General features: G+C 75.5%; 22 protein-coding genes. 8 read left to right on the top strand and 14 right to left on the bottom strand.

Annotated elements, in window-relative coordinates:
- Positions 1-26 precede the first annotated feature (26 nt).
- From O7633_RS05145 to O7633_RS05130, 4 genes are all read left to right on the top strand, one after another.
- Positions 27-1,076, top strand: coding sequence for a cobalamin-dependent protein (locus O7633_RS05145; RefSeq protein WP_282326384.1), 1,050 nt, complete (start codon positions 27-29; stop codon positions 1,074-1,076).
- Positions 1,077-1,161: 85 nt separating this feature from the next.
- A complete protein-coding gene (locus tag O7633_RS05140; RefSeq protein WP_282326381.1) occupies positions 1,162-1,509 on the top strand; it encodes an STAS domain-containing protein in 348 nt (115 codons plus the stop codon).
- Between the two features lie 68 nt (positions 1,510-1,577).
- A complete protein-coding gene (locus O7633_RS05135; RefSeq protein WP_074473272.1) occupies positions 1,578-2,024 on the top strand; it encodes a response regulator in 447 nt (148 codons plus the stop codon).
- A 167-nt stretch (positions 2,025-2,191) separates the two neighbouring features.
- Positions 2,192-2,728: an ATPase gene (locus O7633_RS05130; RefSeq protein ID WP_282326379.1), complete on the top strand. Its 537-nt coding sequence runs from the start codon at positions 2,192-2,194 to the stop codon at positions 2,726-2,728.
- A 7-nt stretch (positions 2,729-2,735) separates the two neighbouring features.
- Here O7633_RS05130 and O7633_RS05125 read toward each other — a convergent pair whose 3' ends face one another.
- The 4 genes from O7633_RS05125 to O7633_RS05110 form a co-directional block, all read right to left on the bottom strand.
- A complete protein-coding gene (locus tag O7633_RS05125; RefSeq protein ID WP_282328471.1) occupies positions 2,736-3,494 on the bottom strand; it encodes a hypothetical protein in 759 nt (252 codons plus the stop codon).
- 380 nt (positions 3,495-3,874) lie between these two features.
- Positions 3,875-4,300: an OsmC family protein gene (locus tag O7633_RS05120; RefSeq protein WP_074473275.1), complete on the bottom strand. Its 426-nt coding sequence runs from the start codon at positions 4,298-4,300 to the stop codon at positions 3,875-3,877.
- An 11-nt stretch (positions 4,301-4,311) separates the two neighbouring features.
- Complete coding sequence (locus O7633_RS05115; protein WP_282326377.1) at positions 4,312-5,283, bottom strand: serine/threonine-protein kinase; 972 nt, start codon at positions 5,281-5,283, stop codon at positions 4,312-4,314.
- A 137-nt stretch (positions 5,284-5,420) separates the two neighbouring features.
- Entirely contained in the window at positions 5,421-6,254 is an 834-nt protein-coding gene (locus O7633_RS05110) for an FAD:protein FMN transferase (RefSeq protein WP_282326375.1), read from the bottom strand.
- A 162-nt stretch (positions 6,255-6,416) separates the two neighbouring features.
- On the opposite strand from O7633_RS05110, the gene O7633_RS05105 reads away from it, so the two are divergent.
- Genes O7633_RS05105 through O7633_RS05090 form a run of 4 tightly spaced genes read left to right on the top strand, consistent with a single transcriptional unit; the run spans position 6,417 to position 12,160 of the window.
- Positions 6,417-7,157, top strand: coding sequence for a response regulator transcription factor (locus O7633_RS05105; protein WP_141723685.1), 741 nt, complete (start codon positions 6,417-6,419; stop codon positions 7,155-7,157).
- On the top strand, positions 7,135-8,628 hold the full coding sequence (locus O7633_RS05100; protein ID WP_282326373.1) for an ATP-binding protein: 1,494 nt from the start codon (positions 7,135-7,137) through the stop codon (positions 8,626-8,628). The genes O7633_RS05105 and O7633_RS05100 overlap by 23 nt, the downstream gene beginning before the upstream one ends.
- 45 nt (positions 8,629-8,673) lie before the next feature.
- Complete coding sequence (locus O7633_RS05095; RefSeq protein ID WP_282326371.1) at positions 8,674-10,833, top strand: glycosyltransferase family 39 protein; 2,160 nt, start codon at positions 8,674-8,676, stop codon at positions 10,831-10,833.
- A gap of 4 nt (positions 10,834-10,837) precedes the next feature.
- Positions 10,838-12,160 carry a glycosyltransferase gene (locus O7633_RS05090; RefSeq protein ID WP_278135843.1) on the top strand — a complete coding sequence of 441 codons (1,323 nt, stop codon included), beginning with the start codon at positions 10,838-10,840 and terminating at the stop codon, positions 12,158-12,160.
- A 366-nt stretch (positions 12,161-12,526) separates the two neighbouring features.
- Here O7633_RS05090 and O7633_RS05085 read toward each other — a convergent pair whose 3' ends face one another.
- From O7633_RS05085 to O7633_RS05040, 10 genes are read right to left on the bottom strand one after another with little or no spacing between them, the layout of a single operon-like run.
- The gene (locus O7633_RS05085; protein WP_278135842.1) at positions 12,527-13,561 is read right to left on the bottom strand and encodes a LacI family DNA-binding transcriptional regulator; all 1,035 of its coding nucleotides are present in this window, start codon (positions 13,559-13,561) and stop codon (positions 12,527-12,529) included.
- A 39-nt stretch (positions 13,562-13,600) separates the two neighbouring features.
- Positions 13,601-14,263 carry an SDR family oxidoreductase gene (locus tag O7633_RS05080; RefSeq protein WP_278135841.1) on the bottom strand — a complete coding sequence of 221 codons (663 nt, stop codon included), beginning with the start codon at positions 14,261-14,263 and terminating at the stop codon, positions 13,601-13,603.
- Positions 14,260-15,042 carry an aldolase/citrate lyase family protein gene (locus tag O7633_RS05075; RefSeq protein ID WP_282326369.1) on the bottom strand — a complete coding sequence of 261 codons (783 nt, stop codon included), beginning with the start codon at positions 15,040-15,042 and terminating at the stop codon, positions 14,260-14,262. The genes O7633_RS05080 and O7633_RS05075 overlap by 4 nt, the downstream gene beginning before the upstream one ends.
- Positions 15,042-16,124 (bottom strand): ABC transporter substrate-binding protein, encoded by a 1,083-nt coding sequence (locus tag O7633_RS05070; RefSeq protein WP_278135839.1) that lies wholly within the window; start codon positions 16,122-16,124, stop codon positions 15,042-15,044. Before O7633_RS05070 ends, O7633_RS05075 begins: the two co-directional genes overlap by 1 nt.
- Positions 16,121-16,990, bottom strand: a complete 870-nt coding sequence (locus O7633_RS05065; protein ID WP_282326366.1) for an ABC transporter permease — start codon at positions 16,988-16,990, stop codon at positions 16,121-16,123. The genes O7633_RS05070 and O7633_RS05065 overlap by 4 nt, the downstream gene beginning before the upstream one ends.
- Positions 16,987-17,778 (bottom strand): ABC transporter ATP-binding protein, encoded by a 792-nt coding sequence (locus O7633_RS05060; RefSeq protein WP_282326364.1) that lies wholly within the window; start codon positions 17,776-17,778, stop codon positions 16,987-16,989. Before O7633_RS05060 ends, O7633_RS05065 begins: the two co-directional genes overlap by 4 nt.
- A gap of 1 nt (position 17,779) precedes the next feature.
- The gene (locus tag O7633_RS05055) at positions 17,780-18,718 is read right to left on the bottom strand and encodes a polysaccharide deacetylase family protein (protein WP_282326363.1); all 939 of its coding nucleotides are present in this window, start codon (positions 18,716-18,718) and stop codon (positions 17,780-17,782) included.
- The gene (locus O7633_RS05050; RefSeq protein ID WP_282326361.1) at positions 18,712-20,190 is read right to left on the bottom strand and encodes an MmgE/PrpD family protein; all 1,479 of its coding nucleotides are present in this window, start codon (positions 20,188-20,190) and stop codon (positions 18,712-18,714) included. The genes O7633_RS05055 and O7633_RS05050 overlap by 7 nt, the downstream gene beginning before the upstream one ends.
- Positions 20,187-21,218 carry a zinc-binding dehydrogenase gene (locus O7633_RS05045; protein ID WP_278135834.1) on the bottom strand — a complete coding sequence of 344 codons (1,032 nt, stop codon included), beginning with the start codon at positions 21,216-21,218 and terminating at the stop codon, positions 20,187-20,189. Before O7633_RS05045 ends, O7633_RS05050 begins: the two co-directional genes overlap by 4 nt.
- Positions 21,215-22,192 carry an asparaginase gene (locus tag O7633_RS05040; RefSeq protein WP_278135833.1) on the bottom strand — a complete coding sequence of 326 codons (978 nt, stop codon included), beginning with the start codon at positions 22,190-22,192 and terminating at the stop codon, positions 21,215-21,217. The genes O7633_RS05045 and O7633_RS05040 overlap by 4 nt, the downstream gene beginning before the upstream one ends.
- Positions 22,193-22,255: the final 63 nt, after the last annotated feature.

Raw genomic sequence — 22,255 nt, 5'->3', positions numbered from 1 at the left:
GCCAGCCGACCGAAGGAGAGCACCGCGTGACCGTCCCCGCCGCTGTCGGCTCTCCGGCCGACGCCTGCCCCGGCTTCCTGCGGGCCTTGGAGTCCGCCGACGAGTACGCGGCGATCGAGACCGCCCTCGGGCTGGTCGACGCCGGGGTGCCGGCCGAACGGGTGCTGCTGGAGTTGGTGGCGCCCGCGCAGGTCGAGGTGGGCCTGCGGTGGGCGAGCAACGCGTGGAGCGTCGCCCAGGAGCATGCGGCCACCCACATCAGCGAGCGGGTGGTGGCGGCCGTCGCGGCCCGGGTCGACCCGCGTCCCACCCGGGGCCGGATCGTGATGGCCTGTATGGACGGCGAGTGGCACTCCCTGCCGCCCCGGCTGGTCGCCGAGGTGCTGCGGCTGCGCGGCTGGCAGGTCACGTTCCTCGGGGCCAGCGTCCCGGCGGCGCACCTGGTGTCGTACCTGCACCGGCACGACGCGCACGCCGTGGCGTTGGCCTGCGCGTTGCCGATGCGGCTGCCGCACGCGCACCGCATGGTCGAGGCGTGCCGCCGCTCCGACGTGCCGGTGGTGGTCGGCGGGCGCGGCTTCGGCGGGGACGGGCGGTGGGCCCGCCGGCTCGGGGTGGCGTGGGCGCCCGACGCGCCGGGCGCCGCCGACCTGGTCGCCGACGAGCGGGCCCTGCGCCGGGTCCCCCCGGCCGACCTGGCCCACCTCGCCGACGACGAGTACCCGAGCCTCGTCAAGCGGCGGGCCGCGCTGATCGACAGCGCCCTGGCCGACCTGCGCGCGCGGGTGCCGGGGGTACGCGAGTACGACGCGGTCCAGCTCGACTCGACCGTCAGCGACCTCGGCCACATCGTGGACTTCCTCGCCGCCGCCGTCTTCGTCGACGACGGCACGCTGTTCACCGAGTTCGTCGAGTGGCTGACCGGCATCCTGGTCAGTCGGGGGGTGCCCGCCGCGGCGATCGCCCTCACCCTCGGCCACTTCGCGGGTGCGCTGCGCGACTTCCCGCGCGCGGCGGGCTTCCTGGGCACCGGGCTGGCGCTGCTCGACCAGCGGGCCGGGGCCTCGGCGCGGTGACCACGGCCTGCCGGGGTCCGGCGCAACCCTGCTTATACTTGCTCCACTGCAAGCATTCGGCTGCGGTGAAGCGAGAGGGACCACGTTGACGTTCACCGTCACGTACGCCCAGCGGGACGGCGGCGGGGCGTGCCTGCGACTCGCCGGCGAGCTCGACATGAGCACCGCGCCGGAGCTCACGGCGGTGCTCGACCGGCTCACCGAGCAGGGGGAACGGCACCTGTTGGTCGACCTCGCCGAGCTGATCTTCTGCGACTCCACCGGCATCGCCGCCTTCGTCCGGGGCGACAACCGGGCCACCGCCCTGGGCGGGTGGTTGCGGGTCACCGGCGCGACCGGCCGGGTCGAGCGGGTGCTGCGGTTGACAGGGCTGGCGGAGGTGCTGGGCTACCCTCCCGACACGGGCCACCCGACGGCGCGGTCCGCTCCGTGATGGGCTAGATTTCCCCGCCAGCAGGCGATCGCGAGGTCGCCGTCCGCGTCAATCCGAGGCAGGTTCCCATGGCTGGAAGCACCCCCGGCCCCGTCCGTATCCTCGTGGTCGACGACGACCCGGGCGACGTCCTGATGATCGAGGAGGCCCTCGCCGACTCCGACGTCGACAAGGTGATCGACGTGGTCAGCGACGGCCAGGAGGCGATGGAGTTCCTGCGTCGGACCGGCCGGCACACCGAGGCCCACCGGCCGGACGTGATCCTGCTCGACCTGAACATGCCCCGGATGGACGGGCGGCAGGTCCTCGGCGAGGTCAAGCAGGACGACGACCTGCGGACCATCCCGATCGTGGTGCTCACCACCTCCAACGCCGACACCGACATCGTGGGCAGCTACACCCTCCAGGCCAACGCGTACGTGACCAAGCCGATCGACCTGGACGACTTCAACGACGTGGTGCGCCGCATCGACGAGTTCTTCGGCCGTGTCGTGGTGCTGCCCAAGCGGGTCTGACGGCCCGCGCCCCGGGCTGACGCCCCACCCCGCACCCCCGGGCCGACGCCCGCTCGGGGCGTCGCCGCTCGGATGCTGAACATTTTTCCCGAACGCCCGCGCCGTCCGCCCGCGCCGCCGAGGATCTCAGGTGGGGAAGAAACACCGGCTGCCTGGGGGGCGACAGCATGAGGTTCTCCGTCGTGGAGTTCGGCTACGACCGGCGGCAGGTCGACGCCTGTCTCGATCAGCTCGCGGTCCGGTTGAGCCGGCTGGCGGCGTGCGCGGAGGGTGCGGCGGGGGCGGGCCGGGACTGGGACCGGTTCCGGGACGAGGCGACCCGCCTGTGCGAGCTGGTCGAGCATCGGCCCGAGCTGGCCGCCGGGGCCGACGGCGCGCGGGCGGCGCTGGGCGGCGTCGAGCGGGAGGCCGCCGAGATCCTGGCGCAGGCCCGGTTCGAGCTGGACGCGGCCCGCGAGGAGGCCCGGCGCGTGCGCGAGCAGGTGTATGCCGATGCGCTGAGCGCCCGCCGGGACTTCGAGGCGGCCCTGGCCGCGCGCCGACGCCGCGAGGCCCGGGTGGACGAGATCCTCGCCGGGCCGGTCGTGGCGGCGGACACGCCCACGGCCGCGGCGGCGGTGCCGAACGCCGGGGTGCCGACGACCCGGGTCGCCGCCGGCCTCGACGTCGAGCCCCCGGGCGACTGGGGCAGCCGGGTCGCCTGAGCCGGGCTCAGGTCAGCGCCGCCACGACCGTGGTGGCCCGCTCCTCGTGCTGCGCGTACGCGTCGGGGTAGGCCGAGATCTGCACGGCCTGGGCCGCGGCGGTCAGGCTCATCTCCTCCCAGCCGGGCACCTCCAGCAGCGCCTCGTAGAAGGCGCGGGCCGCGTACGCGGGGCGCATCAGGTCCCGCACGGTGCCCCAGCCGCTGCTCGGGCGCTGCTGGAACAGCCCGACCGAGTCGTGGTCGGAGCCGCTGCCCTGGTGCGGGTAGTTCGCGGACTCGGGGAGCACGTCGCTGGCCAGGTTGTGCAGGTTGCTCTCCTGCATGGCGGTGGCCACCGCGACGACGAGGCCCCGGCGGGGCAGCTTCATGTCCCGGCCCACGTCGACGATGGTCTTCGCGTTGTCCATCTGGAGCTGGTTGAGCCCGGCGACCGGCCGGGGGCGCGCCGGCCTGGCGGGCTTCGGCTTCGGCTTGCGGGTGGCGCTCGGGCTGGGCTTCGCCGCCGGGCTGGGCGAGACGGTCACCGGGACCGCCGGGGAGCGGTCGAGGGAGCGGGAGGCGCGCTGCTCGGCCTCGGCGGCGGCCGCGGCCCGGTCGGCGAGGGCGTCCTGGACCGGCTCCGCGGGATCGTCGGCCTGCCGGGTGCCGGCGAACGCGGCGACGCCGAGGCAGCAGCTCACCCCGGTGACCAGCGCCGCCCGCACCGGCGTGGACCTCAGCAGCGTGCGCCGGGGCGGCTCGGGACGCCGGTGCCGGCCCGCCACCCGTTCGGTGGGGGCGGTGTCGGCCGGTCGGCCACCCGGTCGGTCGTGGGCCTGCTGCGGTTCGGCGGAGTCGTAGGGACGCACCCGCCGAGGCTAGATAGTCGACCGCGCCCTGCCACCGGGGTGGTTGGTGGCATGCATCACATTTTGCGGTTTTCCACCCGGACGCGCACGCCGAGAAGGTCCGCAACCCGGGTAGAAACCGCCAATGGCTTATTTGCGGTATTACCGATTCAGTGCAGGGAAAGGGACAGGTTCGGCGGGTGTGCCGCGCGGTCGCCTGGCGACGTCCGGGTCGGGCGTTCGGGCGATGGGCCGATGCCCGACCGGGCGGGTCCACCCGGGGTGACCGGCGCGGCACCCGGTGTTCGCGCCCGTGGTCAGCCGCGCCCGTTGTCGGCGGGCGTGACCGTCAGCCGGTGCCGGCTGTTGTCGCCGCTGGAGAACGGCCACAACCGGTCGGCGTACGCGACCAGCTCGGCGAGCTGCTGCCGGCTCAGCCCGGCGGAGGAGATCGAGGCGTGCACGTCGGCGCGGTAGCGCCCGTCGTCGTCGCGCCCCAGCCGCGCCTCCGCGCGCACCTGCACCGTGTGCGCCTCGTCGGTGATCTGCCCGGCCGCCTCCACCGCGGCGTGGTGCAGGCAGGACGCGAACGCCGCCGCCAGCAGCTGCTCCGGCGTCAGCCCCGTGCAGTGCGGCGCCAGCGGGGACGCCAGCGCGGTGGACAGCCCGCCGTCGTCGGTGCGGACGTGGCCACCCTCGGCGGTGGCGGTGGCCTCGTGCAGCCAGGAACTCGGATCCGGCATGACGTCCCCCCTCAGTCACCCGCCCGGCTACCCGACGCGCGTCCGGCGAAACCGGGGCTCCCGCCCACCGTCGCCGCCTGGGTCGCCTCGGCAGCCGCCTCCCGGGTCCACGGGGACACCCCGGCGTCGCCGCGCTGCCTCGGCGGGACCGTGGCGAGCATCGGCACGTACACCCGGGCGTCGACCGCCTCGGCCAGCAGCAGCGCCGCCATCAGGCTGCTCGGCCGCCGCGCCGGGTCGTCGGCCATCAGCTGCCGGCACAGCCCGGCCACCTCCGCCGGCAGGCCGTCGATCGGCGGCAGCGGCTCGGCCGGTCGCCGGCGGCGCGCCCCCAGCAGCTCGGTGGTGCTGTCGGCCGGGTACGGCAGCCGCCCGGCGAGGCAGTAGTGCAGCAGCACCCCGAGGGCGTACATGTCGGCGGCCGGGGTGGCCGGCTGCCGGTCGAGCTGCTCGGGGGCCAGGTAGGCGGGGGTGCCCACCACGATGCCGGCCGGCGTCTCGTCCGGCGCGCCGGCCGGGGTGGCGATGCCGAAGTCCAGGACCTTCACCCCGCACGGGGTGAGGACGACGTTGGCCGGCTTCACGTCCCGGTGGACGATCCCGTGCGCGTGGGCGGCGGCCAGCGCCGCGGCGATCTCGGCGCAGACGCGGACCGCGATGCGCCAGTCCAGCGGCCCGGCGCGCAGGTGCGCCGCGAGGGTCTCGCCCTCGGCCAACTCCATCACGATGTACGGCACCGGCCGGCCCGGCAGGGCCGGGGCCGTGCCGAAGTCGTGCACGCTTGCCACGTTCGGGTGCACCAGCCGGGCCGCCGAGCGGGCCTCGGCCCGGATCCGCTCGACCGGGACCTCGTCGCGCCCGGGGGAGATGAGCTTCACCGCGACCGGCCGGTCCAGCACGGCGTCGTGGGCCCGCCACACCTCGGACATCCCGCCGACGCCGATGCGCTGTTCGAGCCGGTACCGCCCGTCCAGCGTCCTCATCGACCGCTCCTCGTCGCTCGCGCCCGACGCCGCCCGTCGCCGGCGGCGCTGCCTGCCCCGATACCCGACCCCCGAGCTGGGCAAACCGCCGGGGTTGTCGCCCCGGCGGGAACGGCCCCGGCCGCCGGGGCGACCCGTCAACGGACCAGGACCGCCGTCGGGCGGCCCGGCGTCGGGTACGCGGCACCGTCGCCGATCCGCTCGGCGAGCCAGTCCGGGCCGTGCGGGCCGTGGGCGAGCGCCCCGACGGCGAGCGTCGCGGCGCGGACCGCGTCCGGGGCGACCACCGTGACCGACGCCCACGGCGAGACCGGCGGCGTGCCCGTGCGGGGGTCCAGCACGCCACTGTCGACCCGCACGTCGGCCGTGGCCAGGCCACCGCCGGTGAGCGCGACGATCCGCCCGCCGGTGGCGACCGGCCAGCCGCCCGCCGGGGCGGGGCCGGCGACGGCGACCCGGTTCCCGACGCCGACCAGCACCCCCGCGCCGGTGCGGGCCGCGACCCGGTGCGCGCAGCGCCGCGCGAGCTGGGCGGTCGCCGTGGCGGCCAGGCCCAGCGGCAGGGTCGGCGGCAGGGCCAGCAGGTCCCCGGCGAGCGTCACCGCCCGCCAGTTCGCCACCGGTGGCGGCCCGGCCGGCGCGCCGCCACCGCAGGCGGGCAGCAGCCCCGGCGCGGGTCGGCGGCGCAACCGGGCCGCCTCGACCGTGGGGTCCACCGCCCCGTCGCTGGCCTCGGCCGCGTCGAGCGCGACGCCGACGAGGTCCCGCAGCAGCGGGCCGACCGGCACCGGCCGGCCGGCGGCCCGCAGCGCCCGGCCCAGCGCGGCCTCGCCGCGACGCAGGCCGGCCAGCAGCAGTGTCAGCTCCCGGCGGGCCGCCGGCAGCGCGTGCCGGTCGGTCGCCGCCACCCGTACCGGCCGTCCCCGGTGCGTCCAGCGGCTCTCCCAGGTGTGGCCCGGTTCCTTGTCCATGCCGGGCAGCCTGCGCGGCGCGGCTGGACCGGGCTTGGGGCGCGGCTGTGCCCGTGCTGTGCGCCGGCGGGCCCGATCGGGCCCCGGCCGAGTCGCACAGCTGCTACACAGGATCTGCTGGGGTGGGGCACAGCGGGCGTGCCCACGATGGGGGGCATGGTCATGGAGGGGCAGGCCGCGCAGGGCCGCATCGAGCTGCGCCGACCGGACGGCGAACCCGTCCGGGTGCTGGTGGTCGACGACGAGCCCACGCTCACCGACCTGCTCTCCATGGCCCTGCGCTACGAGGGCTGGCAGGTCCGCACCGCCGGCAACGGGATGGCGGCGCTGAGCACCGCCCGCCAGTTCCAGCCCGACGCGGTGGTGCTCGACGTGATGCTGCCCGACCTCGACGGCTTCCAGGTGCTGCGCCGGCTGCGCGAGCACACCCCGACCGTGCCGGTGCTGTTCCTCACCGCCCGTGACGCGGTGGAGGAGCGCATCGCCGGGCTCACCGTCGGCGGCGACGACTACGTCACCAAGCCGTTCAGCCTGGAGGAGGTGATCGCCCGCCTGCGGGCGCTGCTGCGCCGCTCGGGCTTCGCGATCGCCACCCGGGAGGACGCCGTGCTGACCGTCGGCGACCTCAGTCTCGACGAGGACAGCCACGAGGTGCGCCGCGGCGACCAGTTGATCACTCTCACCGCCACCGAGTTCGAGCTGCTGCGCTACCTCATGCGCAACCCCCGCCGGGTGTTGAGCAAGGCGCAGATCCTCGACCACGTCTGGAACTACGACTTCGGCGGGCAGGCCAACGTCGTCGAGCTCTACATCTCGTACCTGCGGAAGAAGATCGACGTCGGGCGGGCACCGATGATCCACACGCTGCGCGGCGCGGGGTATGTCCTCAAACCCGCCGACTGACCGCGCGCGCCGGTGGCTGGCCGGCTGGTCCCTGCGCACCCGGCTGGTGGTGACCGTGGTGGCGCTGCTCGCCTTCGTCAGCGTCGGCATCGGCGCGCTGACCACGGTGGCGCTGCACCACTTCCTGATCGCCCAGGTCGACGACCAGCTCACCTTCGACCAGCGCCGCCGCCCCGGGGACCGGCCGCCGTGGTTCACCAACCCGCCCCCGTCGTCGCAGCGCCCCGTCGACCTGCCGCCCGGCTTCCCGGCCGGCTCGATCGCCGCCCGGGTCGTCGACGGCCGCGTCCAGTCGGCGACCACCCGCACCGCGGCCGACGCGACCGAACAGCTCGGCGCCGACGCGGCCGCCCCGCTGGCCGGGCTCACGCCCGACGGCCGCCCCCGCACCGTCGACCTCGGCGAGCGGGGCGACTACCGGGCGGTGGCCCGCCAGTACGTCGACGGCCAGACCCTGGTCTTCGCACTGCCGCTTGCGGGCGTCGAGGAGACGGTCTGGTGGATGGTGCTGGCCCAGGCGGGCGTCGCCACCGCCGGCCTGCTCGTCGCCGGCAGCCTCGGCGCGCTCATCGTCCAGGCCACCCTGCGCCCGCTGCGCCGGGTCGCCGCCACCGCCACCCGCGTCACCGAGCTGCCCCTGGACCGGGGCGAGGTGGCCCTGTCGGTGCGGGTGCCGGCCGCCGACACCGACCCGCGCACCGAGGTGGGCCAGGTCGGCGGCGCGCTCAACCGGATGCTCGGGCACGTCGCCGCCGCGCTCGCCGCCCGGCAGGCCAGCGAGACGCGGGTACGCCAGTTCGTCGCCGACGCCAGCCACGAGCTGCGCACCCCCCTCGCCGCCATCCGGGGCTACGCCGAGGTCGCCCGCCGGGGCCGCGACCGCGTCCCGCCGGACGTGGCGCACGCGCTGCGCCGGGTCGAGTCGGAGAGCACCCGGATGACCAGCCTCGTCGACGACCTGCTGCTGCTGGCCCGGCTCGACTCCGGCCGGCCCCTCGCCGTCGAGCCGGTGGACCTGACCGCCCTCGTCGTCGACGCGGTCAGCGACGCCCACGTCGCCGGCCCCGAGCACCGCTGGCAGCTCGACCTGCCCGAGGCGGAGCTGCTGGTGCCGGGCGACGCCGCCCGGCTGCACCAGGTGGTGGCGAACCTGCTGGCCAACGCCCGGGTGCACACCCCGCCCGGCACGACCGTCACCGCCCGGCTCGCCGCCGAGCCCGACGGGGTCGCGCTCACCGTCACCGACGACGGCCCCGGCATCCCGCCCGAACTACAGGGCGAGGTCTTCGAACGCTTCGCCCGGGGCGACAGCTCCCGCTCGCGCGCCCACGGCAGCACCGGCCTGGGGCTGGCCATCGTGGCCGCCGTGGTGGACGCCCACCACGGCCGGGTCGAGGTGTCCAGCCGCCCCGGTCACACGACGTTCACCGTCGTGTTGCCGGCGTTCACGGACCCCACAGCCACCGCATAGGCCGCCCACGGCCCGTCGCCAGTGGGGTCGCGCAGAGTGGCCGACATGGACAAGACAGAGAGCCTGCTGACCCTGCCCGCGCCGGCGCCGACCGGCCCCACGCCGACGGCCGCCACGGCCGATGCCGGCCCGCCGGCGCGCGGGCGGCCCAACCCCGCCTGGGTACGCCCGGCGCTGGCGGCCCTGCTGCTGGCCACCGCGTTGCTCTACCTGTGGGGGCTGGGCGCGTCCGGCTGGGCCAACTCGTTCTACTCGGCCGCCGCCCAGGCCGGCTCGCAGAGCTGGAAGGCGTTCTTCTACGGCTCGTCGGACGCGGCGAACTCGATCACGGTCGACAAGACCCCGGCGTCGTTGTGGCTGATGGCGCTGTCGGTGCGCGTCTTCGGCCTGAACAGCTGGGCGATCCTCGTCCCGCAGGCCCTGCTCGGCGTCGCCTCCGTCGGCGTGCTGTTCGCCACCGTCCGCCGCTGGCACGGCCCGGCGGCCGGCCTGATCGCCGGCGCGGTCCTCGCCGTCACCCCGGTGGCGACGCTGATGTTCCGGTTCAACAACCCCGACGCCCTGCTCGTGCTGCTGCTGATCGGCGCCGCGTACGCCACCGTCCGGGCGGTGGAGACCGCCAGCACCCGGTGGATCGTCCTCGCGGGAGCGCTGGTCGGCTTCGGCTTCCTCACCAAGATGCTCCAGGCGTTCCTGGTGATCCCGGTCTTCGCGGGGGTGTACCTGCTGGCCGCGCCCACCGGCTTCTGGCGGCGGGTACGGCAGGTGCTGGCCGCCGGCCTCGGCGTCGTGCTGGCCGCCGGGTGGTGGGTGGCGATCGTCGAGCTGGTGCCCGCCAGCGCCCGCCCGTACGTCGGCGGCTCACAGGGCAACAGCATCCTGGAGCTGACCCTCGGCTACAACGGGCTGGGCCGGATCACCGGCGCGGAGGAGGGCAGCGTCGGCGGTCGCGGGCCGGCGTCCGGGCAGACCGGGCTCGGCCGGCTGTTCGACACCGAGAACGGCGGGCAGATCTCCTGGCTGCTGCCGGCCGCGCTGATCCTGCTGGTCGCCGGCCTGCTGCTGGCCGGGCGGGCGGCGCGCACCGACCGCAGGCGGGCCGGGCTGCTGCTGTGGGGCGGCTGGCTCCTGGTCACCGGCGTCGTCTTCAGCTTCATGTCCGGGATCTTCCACGCGTACTACTCGGTGGCGCTGGCCCCGGCCGTCGGCGCGCTCGTCGGCATCGGCGTCACCCTGCTCTGGCAGCGCCGGGCGCCGGGCGTGCCCCGCTGGCAGGCGCTCGCGGCGACCGTCACCCTGGCCGCCGCCCTCGCCGTCACCGCCTGGTGGTCGTGGCGGCTGCTCGGCCGCAGCCCCGACTGGTACCCGTGGCTGCGCACGGCGGTGCTGGCCGGCGGCCTCGCCGCGGCGGTGCTGCTGGTCGTCGCCGACAGGCTGGCCCGCCGGGTCGTGCCGGTGCTCGTGGCGCTGGGCGCGACGGCGGCGCTCGCCGGCCCGGTGGCGTACTCGATCCAGACGGCCGCGACCCCGCACACCGGGTCGATCCCCAGCGCCGGCCCCGCGGTGGAGGGCGGCTCCGGCCCGGGCCGGGGCGGCTTCCCCGGCGGTGGCCGGATGCGCGACGGCGGCCAGAACGCGCCGGGCGGCCAGGCCCGGACCGACGGCCAGGCCGCCTTCCCCGGCGGCGCCCAGGGACCGGGCGGCCAGTTCCCGGGCTTCCCCGGCGGCGGCCAGGGCCAGAACGGCGGCCAGGGCCAGAACGGCGATGGCCAGGGGCGCGACGGCGGGCAGCTGCCCGGCGTGGCCGGCGAGGGGCGCGCCACCGGCGGCGGCATGGGTGGGCTGCTCGACTCCCGCGAGCCCAGCGCCGAGCTGCGCGCCCTGCTGGAGGCCAACGCCGTCGACTACACCTGGGTGGCGGCCACCATCGGCTCCCAGAACGCCTCCGGCTACCAGCTCGCCACGGGCGAACCGGTCATGTCGATCGGCGGGTTCAACGGCAGCGACCCGTCCCCGACGCTCGCGCAGTTCCAGCGGTACGTGGCCGAAGGGAAGATCCACTACTTCGTCGGCGGCAGCGGGTTCCGCGCCAACGGCGGCAGCTCCGCCTCGCAGGAGATCGCCGCCTGGGTCGCCGAGACGTTCGAGGCGACGACCGTCGACGGCGTCACCGTCTACGACCTGACCACCGGACAGGAGGGCTGAACCGATGACCGCATCCACCGAGCCGCGCCCCACCGTGGACGCCCGCGTCGCCGCCCCGCCGGCGGTGCTCGACGTGGTGATCCCCGTCTACAACGAGGAAGCCGACCTCGGGCCCTGCGTGCGGCGGCTGCACGCGCACCTCACCGCGCACTTCCCGTACCCGTTCCGGATCACCGTCGCCGACAACGCCAGCACCGACGGCACCCTGGCCGTGGCCGACGCCATCGCCGCCGAGCTGCCGCAGGTCACGGTGCGGCACCTGGACGCCAAGGGCCGCGGCCGGGCGTTGCGGGCGGCCTGGTCGGCGTCGGACGCGCCGGTGCTGGCGTACATGGACGTGGACCTGTCCACCGACCTGGCCGCGCTGCTGCCGCTGGTCGCGCCGCTCATCTCCGGCCACTCCGACCTGGCGATCGGCACCCGGCTGGCCCGCACCTCCCGGGTCGTGCGGGGCGCGAAGCGGGAGGTCATCTCGCGCGGCTACAACCTGCTGCTGCGCGGCACCCTCGCGGTGAGCTTCTCCGACGCCCAGTGCGGGTTCAAGGCGATCCGCGCGGACGTGGCCGCCGGGCTGCTGCCGCTGGTGCGCGACACCGGGTGGTTCTTCGACACCGAGCTGCTGGTGCTGGCCCAGCGGGCCGGGCTGCGCATCCACGAGGTGCCGGTCGACTGGGTGGACGACCCGGACAGCCGGGTGGACATCGTCGCCACCGCCCTGGCCGACCTGCGGGGCATCTGGCGGCTGGGCCGGGCCCTGCTGACCGGGTCGCTGCCCCTGGCGGAGCTGCGCGCGCAGCTCGGCCGGGCCCCCCTCGCCGCGCCGCCGGCGCGGGTGCCCGTCGGGCTGCCCCGCCAGCTCGTCCGGTTCGCCGCGGTGGGGGTGGCGAGCACGCTGGCGTACCTCGTGCTCTTCGTCGCGACCCGGGGCGCGCTCGGCCCCCAGTGGGCGAACCTGACGGCGTTGCTGGTGACGGCCGTGGCGAACACGGCGGCGAACCGGCGGCTGACCTTCGGCATCAGCGGGGGCCGGCACGCCGGCCGCCACCACGTGCAGGGCCTGCTGGCGTTCGGCCTCGGCCTGGCGCTGACCAGCGGATCCCTGGCGGCCCTGCACGCCGTCGCGGCGGCGCCGCCCCGCGCGGTCGAGCTCACGGTGCTGGTGGCGGCCAACCTGGCGGCCACGGCCCTGCGTTTCGTGCTGCTGCGCGCCGCGATGCACCACCGCCGGCCGCCGTCGGCGCAGCGGGCCGCCCCGGCCGCGCCCGCCGCCGCCCGCCCGCAGGCGCGTGGCGACGCCGGCCACCCGCCGGTGCGTGACGCGGCGTGATGGACGGCCGGCGCGTGCCGTGGGTGTGCTCGACGGCCGGTGTGTGACGCCGTGCGATCGGCCGCCCCGGCCGGTGTGTGACGCCGTGCGATCGGCCGCCCCGGCCGGCGGCACCCCGGACCCGCCCTTTGCTCTGCACCCGGATACGCAACGGTTCACCGAGCGCAACCGGTGACCACTCCGCCCGCGCCCGGCGGCCACGAGGATGACCAGGTCGTCGCCCTGTTGCGGAGATGGGTGCAGAGCAAAGGGATCGGGAGGGCGGTGGCCGCGCGCGAGGGCCGTGACGCGGGGTGACGCGGGGAGACCCGAGAGCATGTCCTCCGCACCGGCCGTCCCGACTGCGGCGAACGGTGCGCAACGCGCTCAGGGAGTGGCGGGTTCCGGAGCTCCGGCGGCCTGCGGGACGAAGTCGCCGGTCGTGGCCCGCACGATCAGCTCGGGCGCGAGGCGCACCGACCCGGCTTCGCCCGAAGCCAGCAGGGCCAGGAGCGCGTGCAGGGCCTGCGCGCCCATGTCGCGCAGCGGCTGCCGGATGGAGGTGAGCGGCACCAGCAGTTGGGCGTCCACGTCGATGTCGTTGTAGCCGACGACGGCGACCTGCCGGCCGACCCGCAGGCCGTGGTCACGCAGGGTGCCCATCGCGCCGATGGCGGCGAAGTCGTTGACGGCGAAGACGCCGTCCGGCTGCCCGACCTCGAGCAGCCGGGCCATCGCCGACGCCCCGCCGGCCACGTCGAAGCTCGACGGGGCCACCCACCTCGGGTCCACCGGCACCCCCCGGGCCTTCGCCGCCGCGAGGAAACCGGCGACCCGGTCGGCCGAGGTGCTCGCGTGGTCGGGGCCTGCGACGACCGCCAGCCGTCGGCACCCGATGTCGATCAGGTGGTCGGCGGCCAGGCGCCCGCCGAAGCGGTCCCGGCCGGTGACCGAGGGGTGACCCCGGGATGCGCGACTGACCAGCACGAACGGCACCTGTTCGGCGGCGAGCCTGGCCAGGGCGGGGTCGGTGCGGCGGGCGTCGCCGATGATGAGCCCGTCCACCCGTTCCCCGATGAAGCGCCGGATCCGCAGCGCCCGCGCCTCGTCGTCGTCCCAGGAGCTGCTGACGACCGCCTGGTAGCCGGCGCTCGCGGCGGCGGCGTCGATGCCCTCGAACACGGTGGCCAGCACGATGTCGGTGATCCGGGGGACCAGCACCCCGATCACCCCGGTCTTGCCGCTGCGCAGGCTCGCCGCCCACCGGTCCCGGTGGAACCCGAGCTCCTTCGCCGCGTCGACGATCCGGGTCGCCGTGGCGGGGCTGACCCGGACGTCGTCGCCGCGCAGGACGCGGGAGACCGTGGAGACGTGCACGCCGGTGAAGCTGGCGACATCCCGCAACGTCACCCGTTTGTTCACAGTGCCTCCCGCGCCGCCGTCGAACCGGTCCCCGGCAACCTAGCTGAGATGACTGCCGCCGTTCACATCGAAGGTCATCCCGGTGACCGTGGCGCAGGAGTCCGACAGCAGGAACAGCACGATGTCGGCGATCTCCTCCGCCGCGGCGACCCGTCCCAGCGGCATCCGTCCCCGCAGGGCCGCCTTCTGCTGCGCGGTGAGCCGGTCGTGCATCGGTGTCGCCACCGGGCCGGGCGCGACGGCGTTGACCCGCACCCCGCGCGGCCCGTAGTCGACGGCCAGGTGCCGCATCAGGCCGAGCACCCCGGCCTTCGCCGCCGCGTACGCCGTGCCCGAGAGCCGGGTCCCGCCGTCGCGGGCGTTGAGGCTGCTCATCAGCACCAGCGACCCGCCGCCCCGGGCCGCCATCCGGGGCACCACCGCCTGACTCACCACGAAGGCGGACGTGAGGTTGTTGCGCAGCGTCCGCTCCCACTCGGCGAGGCTGGTCTCCTCGATGCCGCCCGCGCTGACCACCCCGGCGAGGTGCGCCACGCGGTCCGGGGTGCCGACCGCGTCGACGAACTCTCCCACCGCCACCGGGTCGGCGGCGTCCACCCCGGTCGTCACGTCGACGACGTGCACCGTTTCGCCCCGGCTGCGCGCCGCCGCGACCACGGCCGCGCCGATCCCGCTGGCCCCGCCGGTCACCAGAAGGGTCATGCCGCACCTCCCAGGATCTGTTCGCGTGCCTCTCGGTACATGGTGGACAGCAGCATCTCCGGCTGCGAGTAGACGACGAACCGCACGCCCCGGTCGATCCACCGGCGGGCCTCCTCGGGGGAGTAGGCCAGCATCCCGGCGACCCGGCCGGCGGCGACCACCCGGTCGACGAACCCGACCGCGTGCTTCTCCACCTCGGGATGGGTCGGCTGGTAGCCCAGGCCCAGCTTGACCGACAGGTCGGCGCGGCCGAGCATGAGCACGTCCAGGTCGGCGGCGAGGATGTCGTCCAGATTGGCCAGCCCGGCGGGCGTCTCGACCAGGGCGACGGTGGTCGTGTTCTCCGCCGCCCACGCCAGGTACCGGTCGAAGTCGCCCCGGGCGGTGCCGTGCCCGGCGGCGCGGGCCGCCGAGCACAGTGTCCGGTCCCCCGCCGGGGGATAGCGGGTCAGCCGGGCCGCCTCGGCGGCCTGCGCCCAGGTCTCCACCAGGGGCAGCACCACCCCGCCGGCCCCGCTGTCCAGGGACCACAGGAGGTCCTTCTCCTCGATCCGGCGCAGCCGGACCAACGGGGTGGTCCCCGCCGAGCCGGCCGCCCGCACCATCGCCAGCACGCTCTGCTCGTCGGCGGCGGCGTGCTCGGTGTCGATGACGAGGAAGTCGTAACCGAGGACGCCGAGGATCTCGCCGAGCGCCGGTTCCTGGAGCAGGGTGAGGCTGCCCAGGGCGACCCCGCCGTCGCGCAGGACGGTGGCCAGCCGGCTCGGACGGGGGTACATCAGGACTCCAGCTTCTGCACCGAGGAGCAGTCCCGGTTCACCGGCACCTCACCGACGATCTTCAGGGCGGCGTCGACGACGGAGCCGTCGTGCCACCCGGAGACCTCCGGCAGCTTCTCGATGATCTTGTTGTCGAGCAGCCACTTGCCGTCCTCGGCGACCACCGTCGCGGTGTCCACCCGCCCGTTGGGGTCCATGTACGGCCACTGGTCGGTGCCGTAGAGCTTGCCGATCGTCTCGGCCGGGACCTTGGTCCGCTCGGAGACGATCTTGACGACCTCGTCCCGGTTGGCCGGGTCCTGGTAGAAGCGGACGCCCTCCAGCCAGCCGGCCATCCACCGGGCCGCCACCTCGGGGCGCTTGTCGATGAAGTCCTGGGACATGGTGATGAGGCCCTGCTCCTGGTTGGGGGCCACCTCGTTCATCGCCAGCATCCGCTTGGCCTGCCCGTCGCTGATGAGCTGGTACGCCAGCGGCTCCACGAGGAAGCCGGCGTCGACCGCCCCGCTCTTGAGCGCGTTGGCGGTGTCCGGGTAGCTCAACGTCACGACCTGCCCGAGGTCCGACTGCTTCAACCCGACCTGCCCCAGCGCCCGGTCCAGCCAGTACTCGGTGCTCGACCCCTTGGCCAGGATGGCCACCTTCTTGCCCTTGAGGTCGGCGATGCCCTTGAGCCCGCCGTCGTACGCGGCGGTCCGGGCCAACAGCAGGTTGTCCGACGCGCACCGGTACTGCTGACGGTCGGCGACCACCCGCACCCGCAGGCCCTGGTTGACCGCGTTGAACAGCGCGCCGCCGGTGCCGGGGATGTTCACGTCCAGCTTGCCCTGTCCCTGCACCGCCAGCCGGGAGTAGATGTCGGCGTTGCTGAACTCCACCTCGACGTCGTGCTTGCCGAAGAAGCCCTTCGCGTCGGCCACCATCATCGGCGCCAACGACAGGATCTCCAGCGAGTTCACCGTCACCTTGTCGGGCCCGCCGGACCCGGTCGACTCCGCCGCGTCGTCACCGCACGCGGCGGTGCCGAGCAACAGCGAGACGCCCAGCACCCCGGCGAGCACACCCGTCCTCGTCAATCTCATTTCTGACCCTCCGTCCAGCCGAAGAAGCGTCGCTGCACCCGCAACGTCACCGTGGTGAGCAGGAAGCCCATCGCCGCGATGACCGCGAGCGTGGCGTACATGTTGTCGATCTGATAGATCTGCCAGTAACGCCAGGTCATCGACCCGATCCCGTCACTGGCGGCAAGGAACTCGCCGGCGATGGTGCCCAGCAGGGCCAGCCCGGCGGCCAGCCGGATGCCGGCGAAGATGGACGGCAGCGCGCCGGGCAGGATGATCTTCCACAGGATCTGCTGCCGGCCGGCACCGAGGTTGCGGGCCATCAGGATGAGCCGCTCGTCGACCTGGAGCACCCCGGACATCGCGTTCACCACCGCGGGGAAGAACGAGATGATCCCGGCGAGCACCACGATCGGCCGCCCGCCGGTGCCGAAGATGACCAGCAGCAGCGGCAGGATGGCCACCACCGGGATCGGGTAGGTGATCGCGATCAGCGGGTCGACCAGCACCCGGATCCAGCGGGACCGGCCCATCGCGATGCCGAGCAGGGTCGCCGGGATCACGCCGAGCAGGAACCCGAGCAGGATCCGCCGCGCCGTGATGCCGACGTTCGGCAGCAGCTCACCGGAGGTGACGAGCCCGACCAGGGCCCGGACGCACTCCGACGGGGCGGGGAAGAACGTCTCGTCGATCAGTCCCGCCATGCTGCCGGCCTGCCACAGCAGCAACACCACGGCCACCGGGACGATGCTGCCCGCGCCGCTGCTGAGCAGCCGGAACAGCCGGCCCGGTGGGCGTTCCGCCCGTGGGTCCACCGCGTAGCGGACCACCGGCGGCGCGGGCTGCCCGGCCGCCCGGTCGCGGGTCGGCACGCTGCTCTCGCTCATCGTTCCCCCTTCGCTTCGGCCCACTCGGCGGCCAGGGTGGCGTCCCGCAGTTGCGCCCACAGGTGGCGCTTCAGCTCCGTGAAGCGCGGGTCCAGCTCCACGTCACGGTCGCGGGGCCGGGGGAACGGCACCCGGATCTCCTCCACCACCCGGGTGGGCCGGGGGCCGAGGACGATGATCCGGTCCGCCAGCAGCAGCGCCTCCTCGATGCTGTGCGTGATGAACAGGACCGTCTTGCGGTTGCGCGACCAGACCTGGAGGAGCTCGTCCTGCAGCAGGGTCCGGGTCTGCGCGTCGACGGCCGCGAACGGCTCGTCCATCAGCAGCACCTCGGGGTCGCTGGCCAGCGCCCGGGCGATGCCGGCGCGTTGGCGCATCCCGCCGGAGAGCTCGTGCGGCTTGGCGTCGGCGAACGCCTCGATGCCCATCATCGCCAGGTGCTCCCGGGCGACCTCCCGACGCCGCCGGGCCGAGACCCCTCGCAGCTCCAGCCCGAACGCGACGTTGTCCACGATGGAGCGCCAGGGGATCAGCGCGTAGTCCTGCCAGACGATCGAGGTGAGGGGACCCTCGGCGCCGCGGTCCCCGACGAACCGGATCTCCCCGCTGTCGGGCCGGCGCAGGCCGCCCAGCAGCCCCAGCAGCGTCGACTTGCCGCACCCGCTCGGCCCGATGACGCAGACGAACTCCTGCGCCTCCACGGCCGTGCTCAGGTTGCCGACCACCGACAGCCGCGAACCGTCGGCGCGCGGGTAGCCCTTGGCCACGTTGTCGATCTCGATACGCATCTCAGCGACCCCCGTGCGCGGGCAGGTCCGGGTAGTTGGCGTGCCACCAGTCGGCGATGTCGCGGCGGCGGGCGAACCAGACCCCGGGCAGCTCCTGCGCCCAGGCGATGAGGTCACGCAGCGCCGAGGCGCGGCCGGCCTGGCCGATCAGCCGGGCGTGCAGGCCGATGGAGATCATCTTCGGGGAGGTCTCGCCCTCCTCCCACAGGTACTCGATGCCGCGCCGACAGTTCTCGAAGAAGTCCGTGGGGTTGGCGTAGCCGGGGCTGAAGGCGAACCGGCCGTCGTTGTACGTGTGGGTGTAGGGCACGACGAGGTGCCGCGTGCCCGCCACGTCCACCCAGTACGGCAGGTCGTCGTTGTAGGCGTTGGAGTCGTACCGGAAGCCGCCCTCCTCGACGAGCAGCCGCCGGGTCCGTTCCGACGGCGCGTACCGGGAGTACCAGCCCACCGGCCGCTCGCCGCACAGCTCGCCGATCAGGTCCACCGCCCGCCGGATCTCCGCGCGCTCCTGCTCCTCGGTCATGCCCGACGGCTCCCGCCACCGCAACCCGTGGGAACAGATCTCGTGACCGGCCTCGACGAACGCCTTCGTCAGGGGCCGGTTACGGGCCAGCGCCTCGGCGCAGCCGTACACCGTGACCGGCGTGTCCATCCGCTCGAACAGCCGCAGCAGCCGCCACGCCCCGGCCCGGCTGCCGTACTCGTACACGGACTCCTGGGACAGGTCGCGGTGCGCCGCGCTGGTCGGGGTGTACGAGATCTCGCCCACCCACTCGTTGACGTCGTCGCCGTCGAGGAGGCTGTGCTCGGCGCCCTCCTCGTAGTTGAGGCACAGGCTGACCGCGACCCGCGCGCCGCCGGGCCACTCGACGCGGGGCAGGTCCGCCCCGTAGCCGAGGAAGTCCCGCTCGGTGCCGGGTTCCACTCTGCTCACCATGAAGCCGTGTCCTTTCTGCGGGAGGTGCCCGGCGCGGCGGGGGCCGGCCCCGGGCCGCCGGTGGGGGACGACGCCTCGCCGCGCACGGGCGCGGTGAGGTGCCGCAGGGAGGCGGAGCCGGGCGCCTGGGCCAGCGCCCGCAGCAGCTCCGTGGCACCGGCCGGCGGACCGGCCGTGCGCAGCAGCGCGGCGTCCACGGCGGCCAGCTCGTCCGGCGACAGCGGGGCCTCCCGGTCGCCGGGGTGGAAGCGGGCCCGGGCGGTGTGCCGCCGGCCGGCCCGGTCGCGCAGCTCGACCACGGCCGGGCGGCCGTGCGGGTAGCCGTCGTCCAGGCCGGGGTCGTGGTGGACCGTGACCCGCGCGGCGATCCGGGCCGCCTCGGCGTGCCGGGCCGCCTCGACCCGTCCGTCGGCGACGCCGGGGTCCAGGCCCAGCAGCCCGCAGGCCACAGCCCAGGGGATGCTGAACTGCCGGGCCAGCCGGTTGGCGGGGAACCGCTCGGCGAGCAGGGCCGCGCCGGCGTAGGTGTGCACGGTGACCGCGGCGACGTCGACGCCCCGGACGTCGCGGGCCAGCGACCGCGCCGCCGTCCAACCGGTGAGGGCGTGCGCGCACACCCCGACCGGCTTGAAGTAGGCGTCGGGCAGCAGCGGCTGGGTCGCCAGGGCGGCGTCGACCCCCACCGGGGTGGGCGGGCCCTGGTGGGCGGTACGGCCGAGGTGGGCCGTCGCCGGCCCGGTCGCCGGGAAGCCGTCGCGCACCAGGTACGCGACCGTCAGACCGGCGGCGGTGCCGAATGCGGGCAGCAGGTGGTGGGCCGGCGTCCCCCGCCGGGTCGAGTCGTCGGGGCCGGCCAGCGCGACGGTCAGCGCCAGGTTGACGGCGTCGGCGATGCCGGCGGTGTCCAGCCCCGCGACCACCCCGGCGGCGGCCGCCGCCGCTGCGGTGCCCCAGCCGCCGTGCGGGTGCACCCCGGCACGCAGCGGGCCCAGCAGCAGGCCGAGGCGGGCGCCCACCTCCCAGCCGACGGCCAGGGCGCGCAGCAGCGTCCGCAGGTCGCCGTCGGCGTCCTCGGTCGCGGCCAGGGCGGCGGCGTACGCGTGCAGGCCGGGGTGCCCGCGGGCCTCCCGGAGCCCCTCGTCGCACTGGGTGGTGGTGATCGCCGCCGCCGTCGCGGCCGCGGCCCGGTCGGGGGAGTCCGTCGCGCCCTGGGCAGCCAGCAGGGTGCACCGCCCGTCGGGGCGGCCGGGCGGGGCGAGGCCGGCCGGCAGGTGACCGCGGGCGGCGACCGCGTTGGCGGTCAGCCGGGCCGCGACGCGCCGGACCTGCTGCTGCCCGGCAGCGGTGGCCAGCAGCGCGTCTGCGGCGGCGACGCCCGTGGCCACCAGTTCGGGCAGCACCTCGCCGTCGGGCGCGACGGCCGCCCGGCCGACGGGGGCCGGGTCGCCGGGGCGGCCGGTCCACGGGCTCATGGGGCGATCACCTGCTTGCCGAGCACCCGACGCTGGGCCAGCGCCCGGTGCGCGTGCGCGGCGTCGGCCAGCGGGAGGACCGCGTCGACGCGGGGGCTGAGCCGTCCCGCCGCGACCAGCGCCAGCACCCGGGCGATCTCGTCGGGCCGCTGGCTGCGGGAGCCGCGCAGCTCGTACTCGTTGCGGAACGTCTCGATCACGTCCAGGCGCGGGTGCTCGCCGGCGTGCCCACCGGCGACGACCATCCGGCCGGTCGGCGCGAGGGTGCCGAGGGCGGCCTCGAACACGTCGCCGCCGATGTGCTCGACGATCACGTCGAACCCGGCGCCCCCGGTCGCCGCGCGGGCGCGCTGCGGCCAGTCGTCGTCGCGGGTGCTCAGCACCGCGTCGGCGCCGAGGGCGGAGACGAAGTCGGCCTTCGCCGGGTCGCCGATGAGCCCGACCACGCGGGCGCCACCGAGCTTGGCGAGCTGGACCACGGCGTGTCCCAGCCCACCGGCGGCGCCGGGGGCGAGGACCCACTCGCCGGGGGCCAGCCGCCCGATCGAGTAGAGGGTGCGCCAGGCCGTGCCGAAGGAGATGGGCGTCGACGCGGCCAGCACCGGGTCGAGGTCGCCGATGTCCAGCAGGCCCCGGCCGGAGACGACGGCGTGCCGCGCGTAGCCGCCCCACCGGGTGATCCCCGGCATGTCCGCCCGGGGGCAGAGGTTCGCCCGCCCGGTCAGGCACCGTTCGCACCCGCCGCAGGGGGTGTTCGGCAGCGCCAGGACGCGGTCGCCGGGACGGCGGCCGGCCACGGCGTCGCCCACCGCCTCCACCACCCCGACGATCTCGCGGCCGAGCACGTGGGGCAGGCGCAGGTCCATCCGGGACACGCCGCTGCGCAGGTCGGCGTCGAGGTGGTTGACGGCGACGGCGAGCACGCGCAGCCGGACCTCGTCCGGACGGGGCTCGGCAAGCTCCGGCTCGGCGAGGGTGAGCACGTCCGGGCCGCCGTACTCGTTCATCATCACGGCTTCGGTCTTCACGGTCGGCGTCCTTCCACCAGGTTCGACAGCGCCTGCGGCACCGCGTCGGGTCCATCGAGGGCCAGGGCCAGGGCCAGGGCGACCCGCGCCTGGCTGCCGGTGAGGTCCCCGGCGAAGAGCGCGCCGGCCCGGGCCAGGTCGGCCCCGCCGCCGGAGTAGATGGGCCGGACCCGTCCCGCCCCCGTCCGGCTGGTGATGGCCACCGGCACGCCCTGCTCGTGCGCCTCGCGGACGGCCTCGGCGACGGAGGGCGGGGCGTTGCCGGCCCCGAACGCCTCGACGACGACGCCCGCGGCCCCGGCCCGCAGCGAGGCGCGCAGGTGGGTGCCGTCGGCCCCGGCGACGAGCTTGACCAGGTCGACCCGGGGCAGCCGGTCGGGCACGGGGCGGCCCGCGTAGTGGCCGCCCCGCACCGGGGCCGACAGCCGCAGGACCCCGTCGGGGTCCACCAGCGCCAGCGCGCCGGCCGGGCCGCCGGAGAACGCCGAGACCGCCGAGGTGTGCACCTTGCGGCCCTCCACGGCGGCGCAGGCCACCCCGCCGAGCACGATCGCTGCGCCGACCGGCTCCGGCGCGGTGGCCACCCGGATCGCGTCGAGGAGGTTGCGTGCGGCATCGGAGTCCGGCTCGTCGGCCCCGCGCTGCGCGCCGGTCAGCACGACGCGGGCGTTCCGGCTGGTCAGCTGGCCGGTGAGGTATGCGGCCTCCTCCAGCGTGTCGGTGCCGTGCGTGACCACCACCCCCGCGAAGCCGCCGGTGAGCTTGGCGCGTACCGCGCGGACGGTGCCGAGCATGTCGTCGAGGGTCAGCGTGAAGCTCGGTCGGTGGGAGAGGTCGAAGCCGCAGATCTCGACGTCGGCCAGGTCCGGGACGTTCCCGAGCAGCTCGGCGACGGAGTCGGTCACCGCCAGGGTCCCGTCGGGAGCCAGGCGGGACGCGATCGTCCCACCGGTTGCCAACACCGCGATCCGCACCGGACCACCCTCCTGCGCAAACGATTGCTCACTTGGCTGGAGAGCGTTGCACAAACGTTCGCC

The organism is Micromonospora sp. WMMD712 (assembly GCF_029581295.1).
Lineage (GTDB): Bacteria > Actinomycetota > Actinomycetes > Mycobacteriales > Micromonosporaceae > Micromonospora > Micromonospora carbonacea.
The sequence above is the reverse complement of the archived record's forward strand: the minus strand, read 5'-3'. Positions and strand labels throughout refer to the sequence as shown.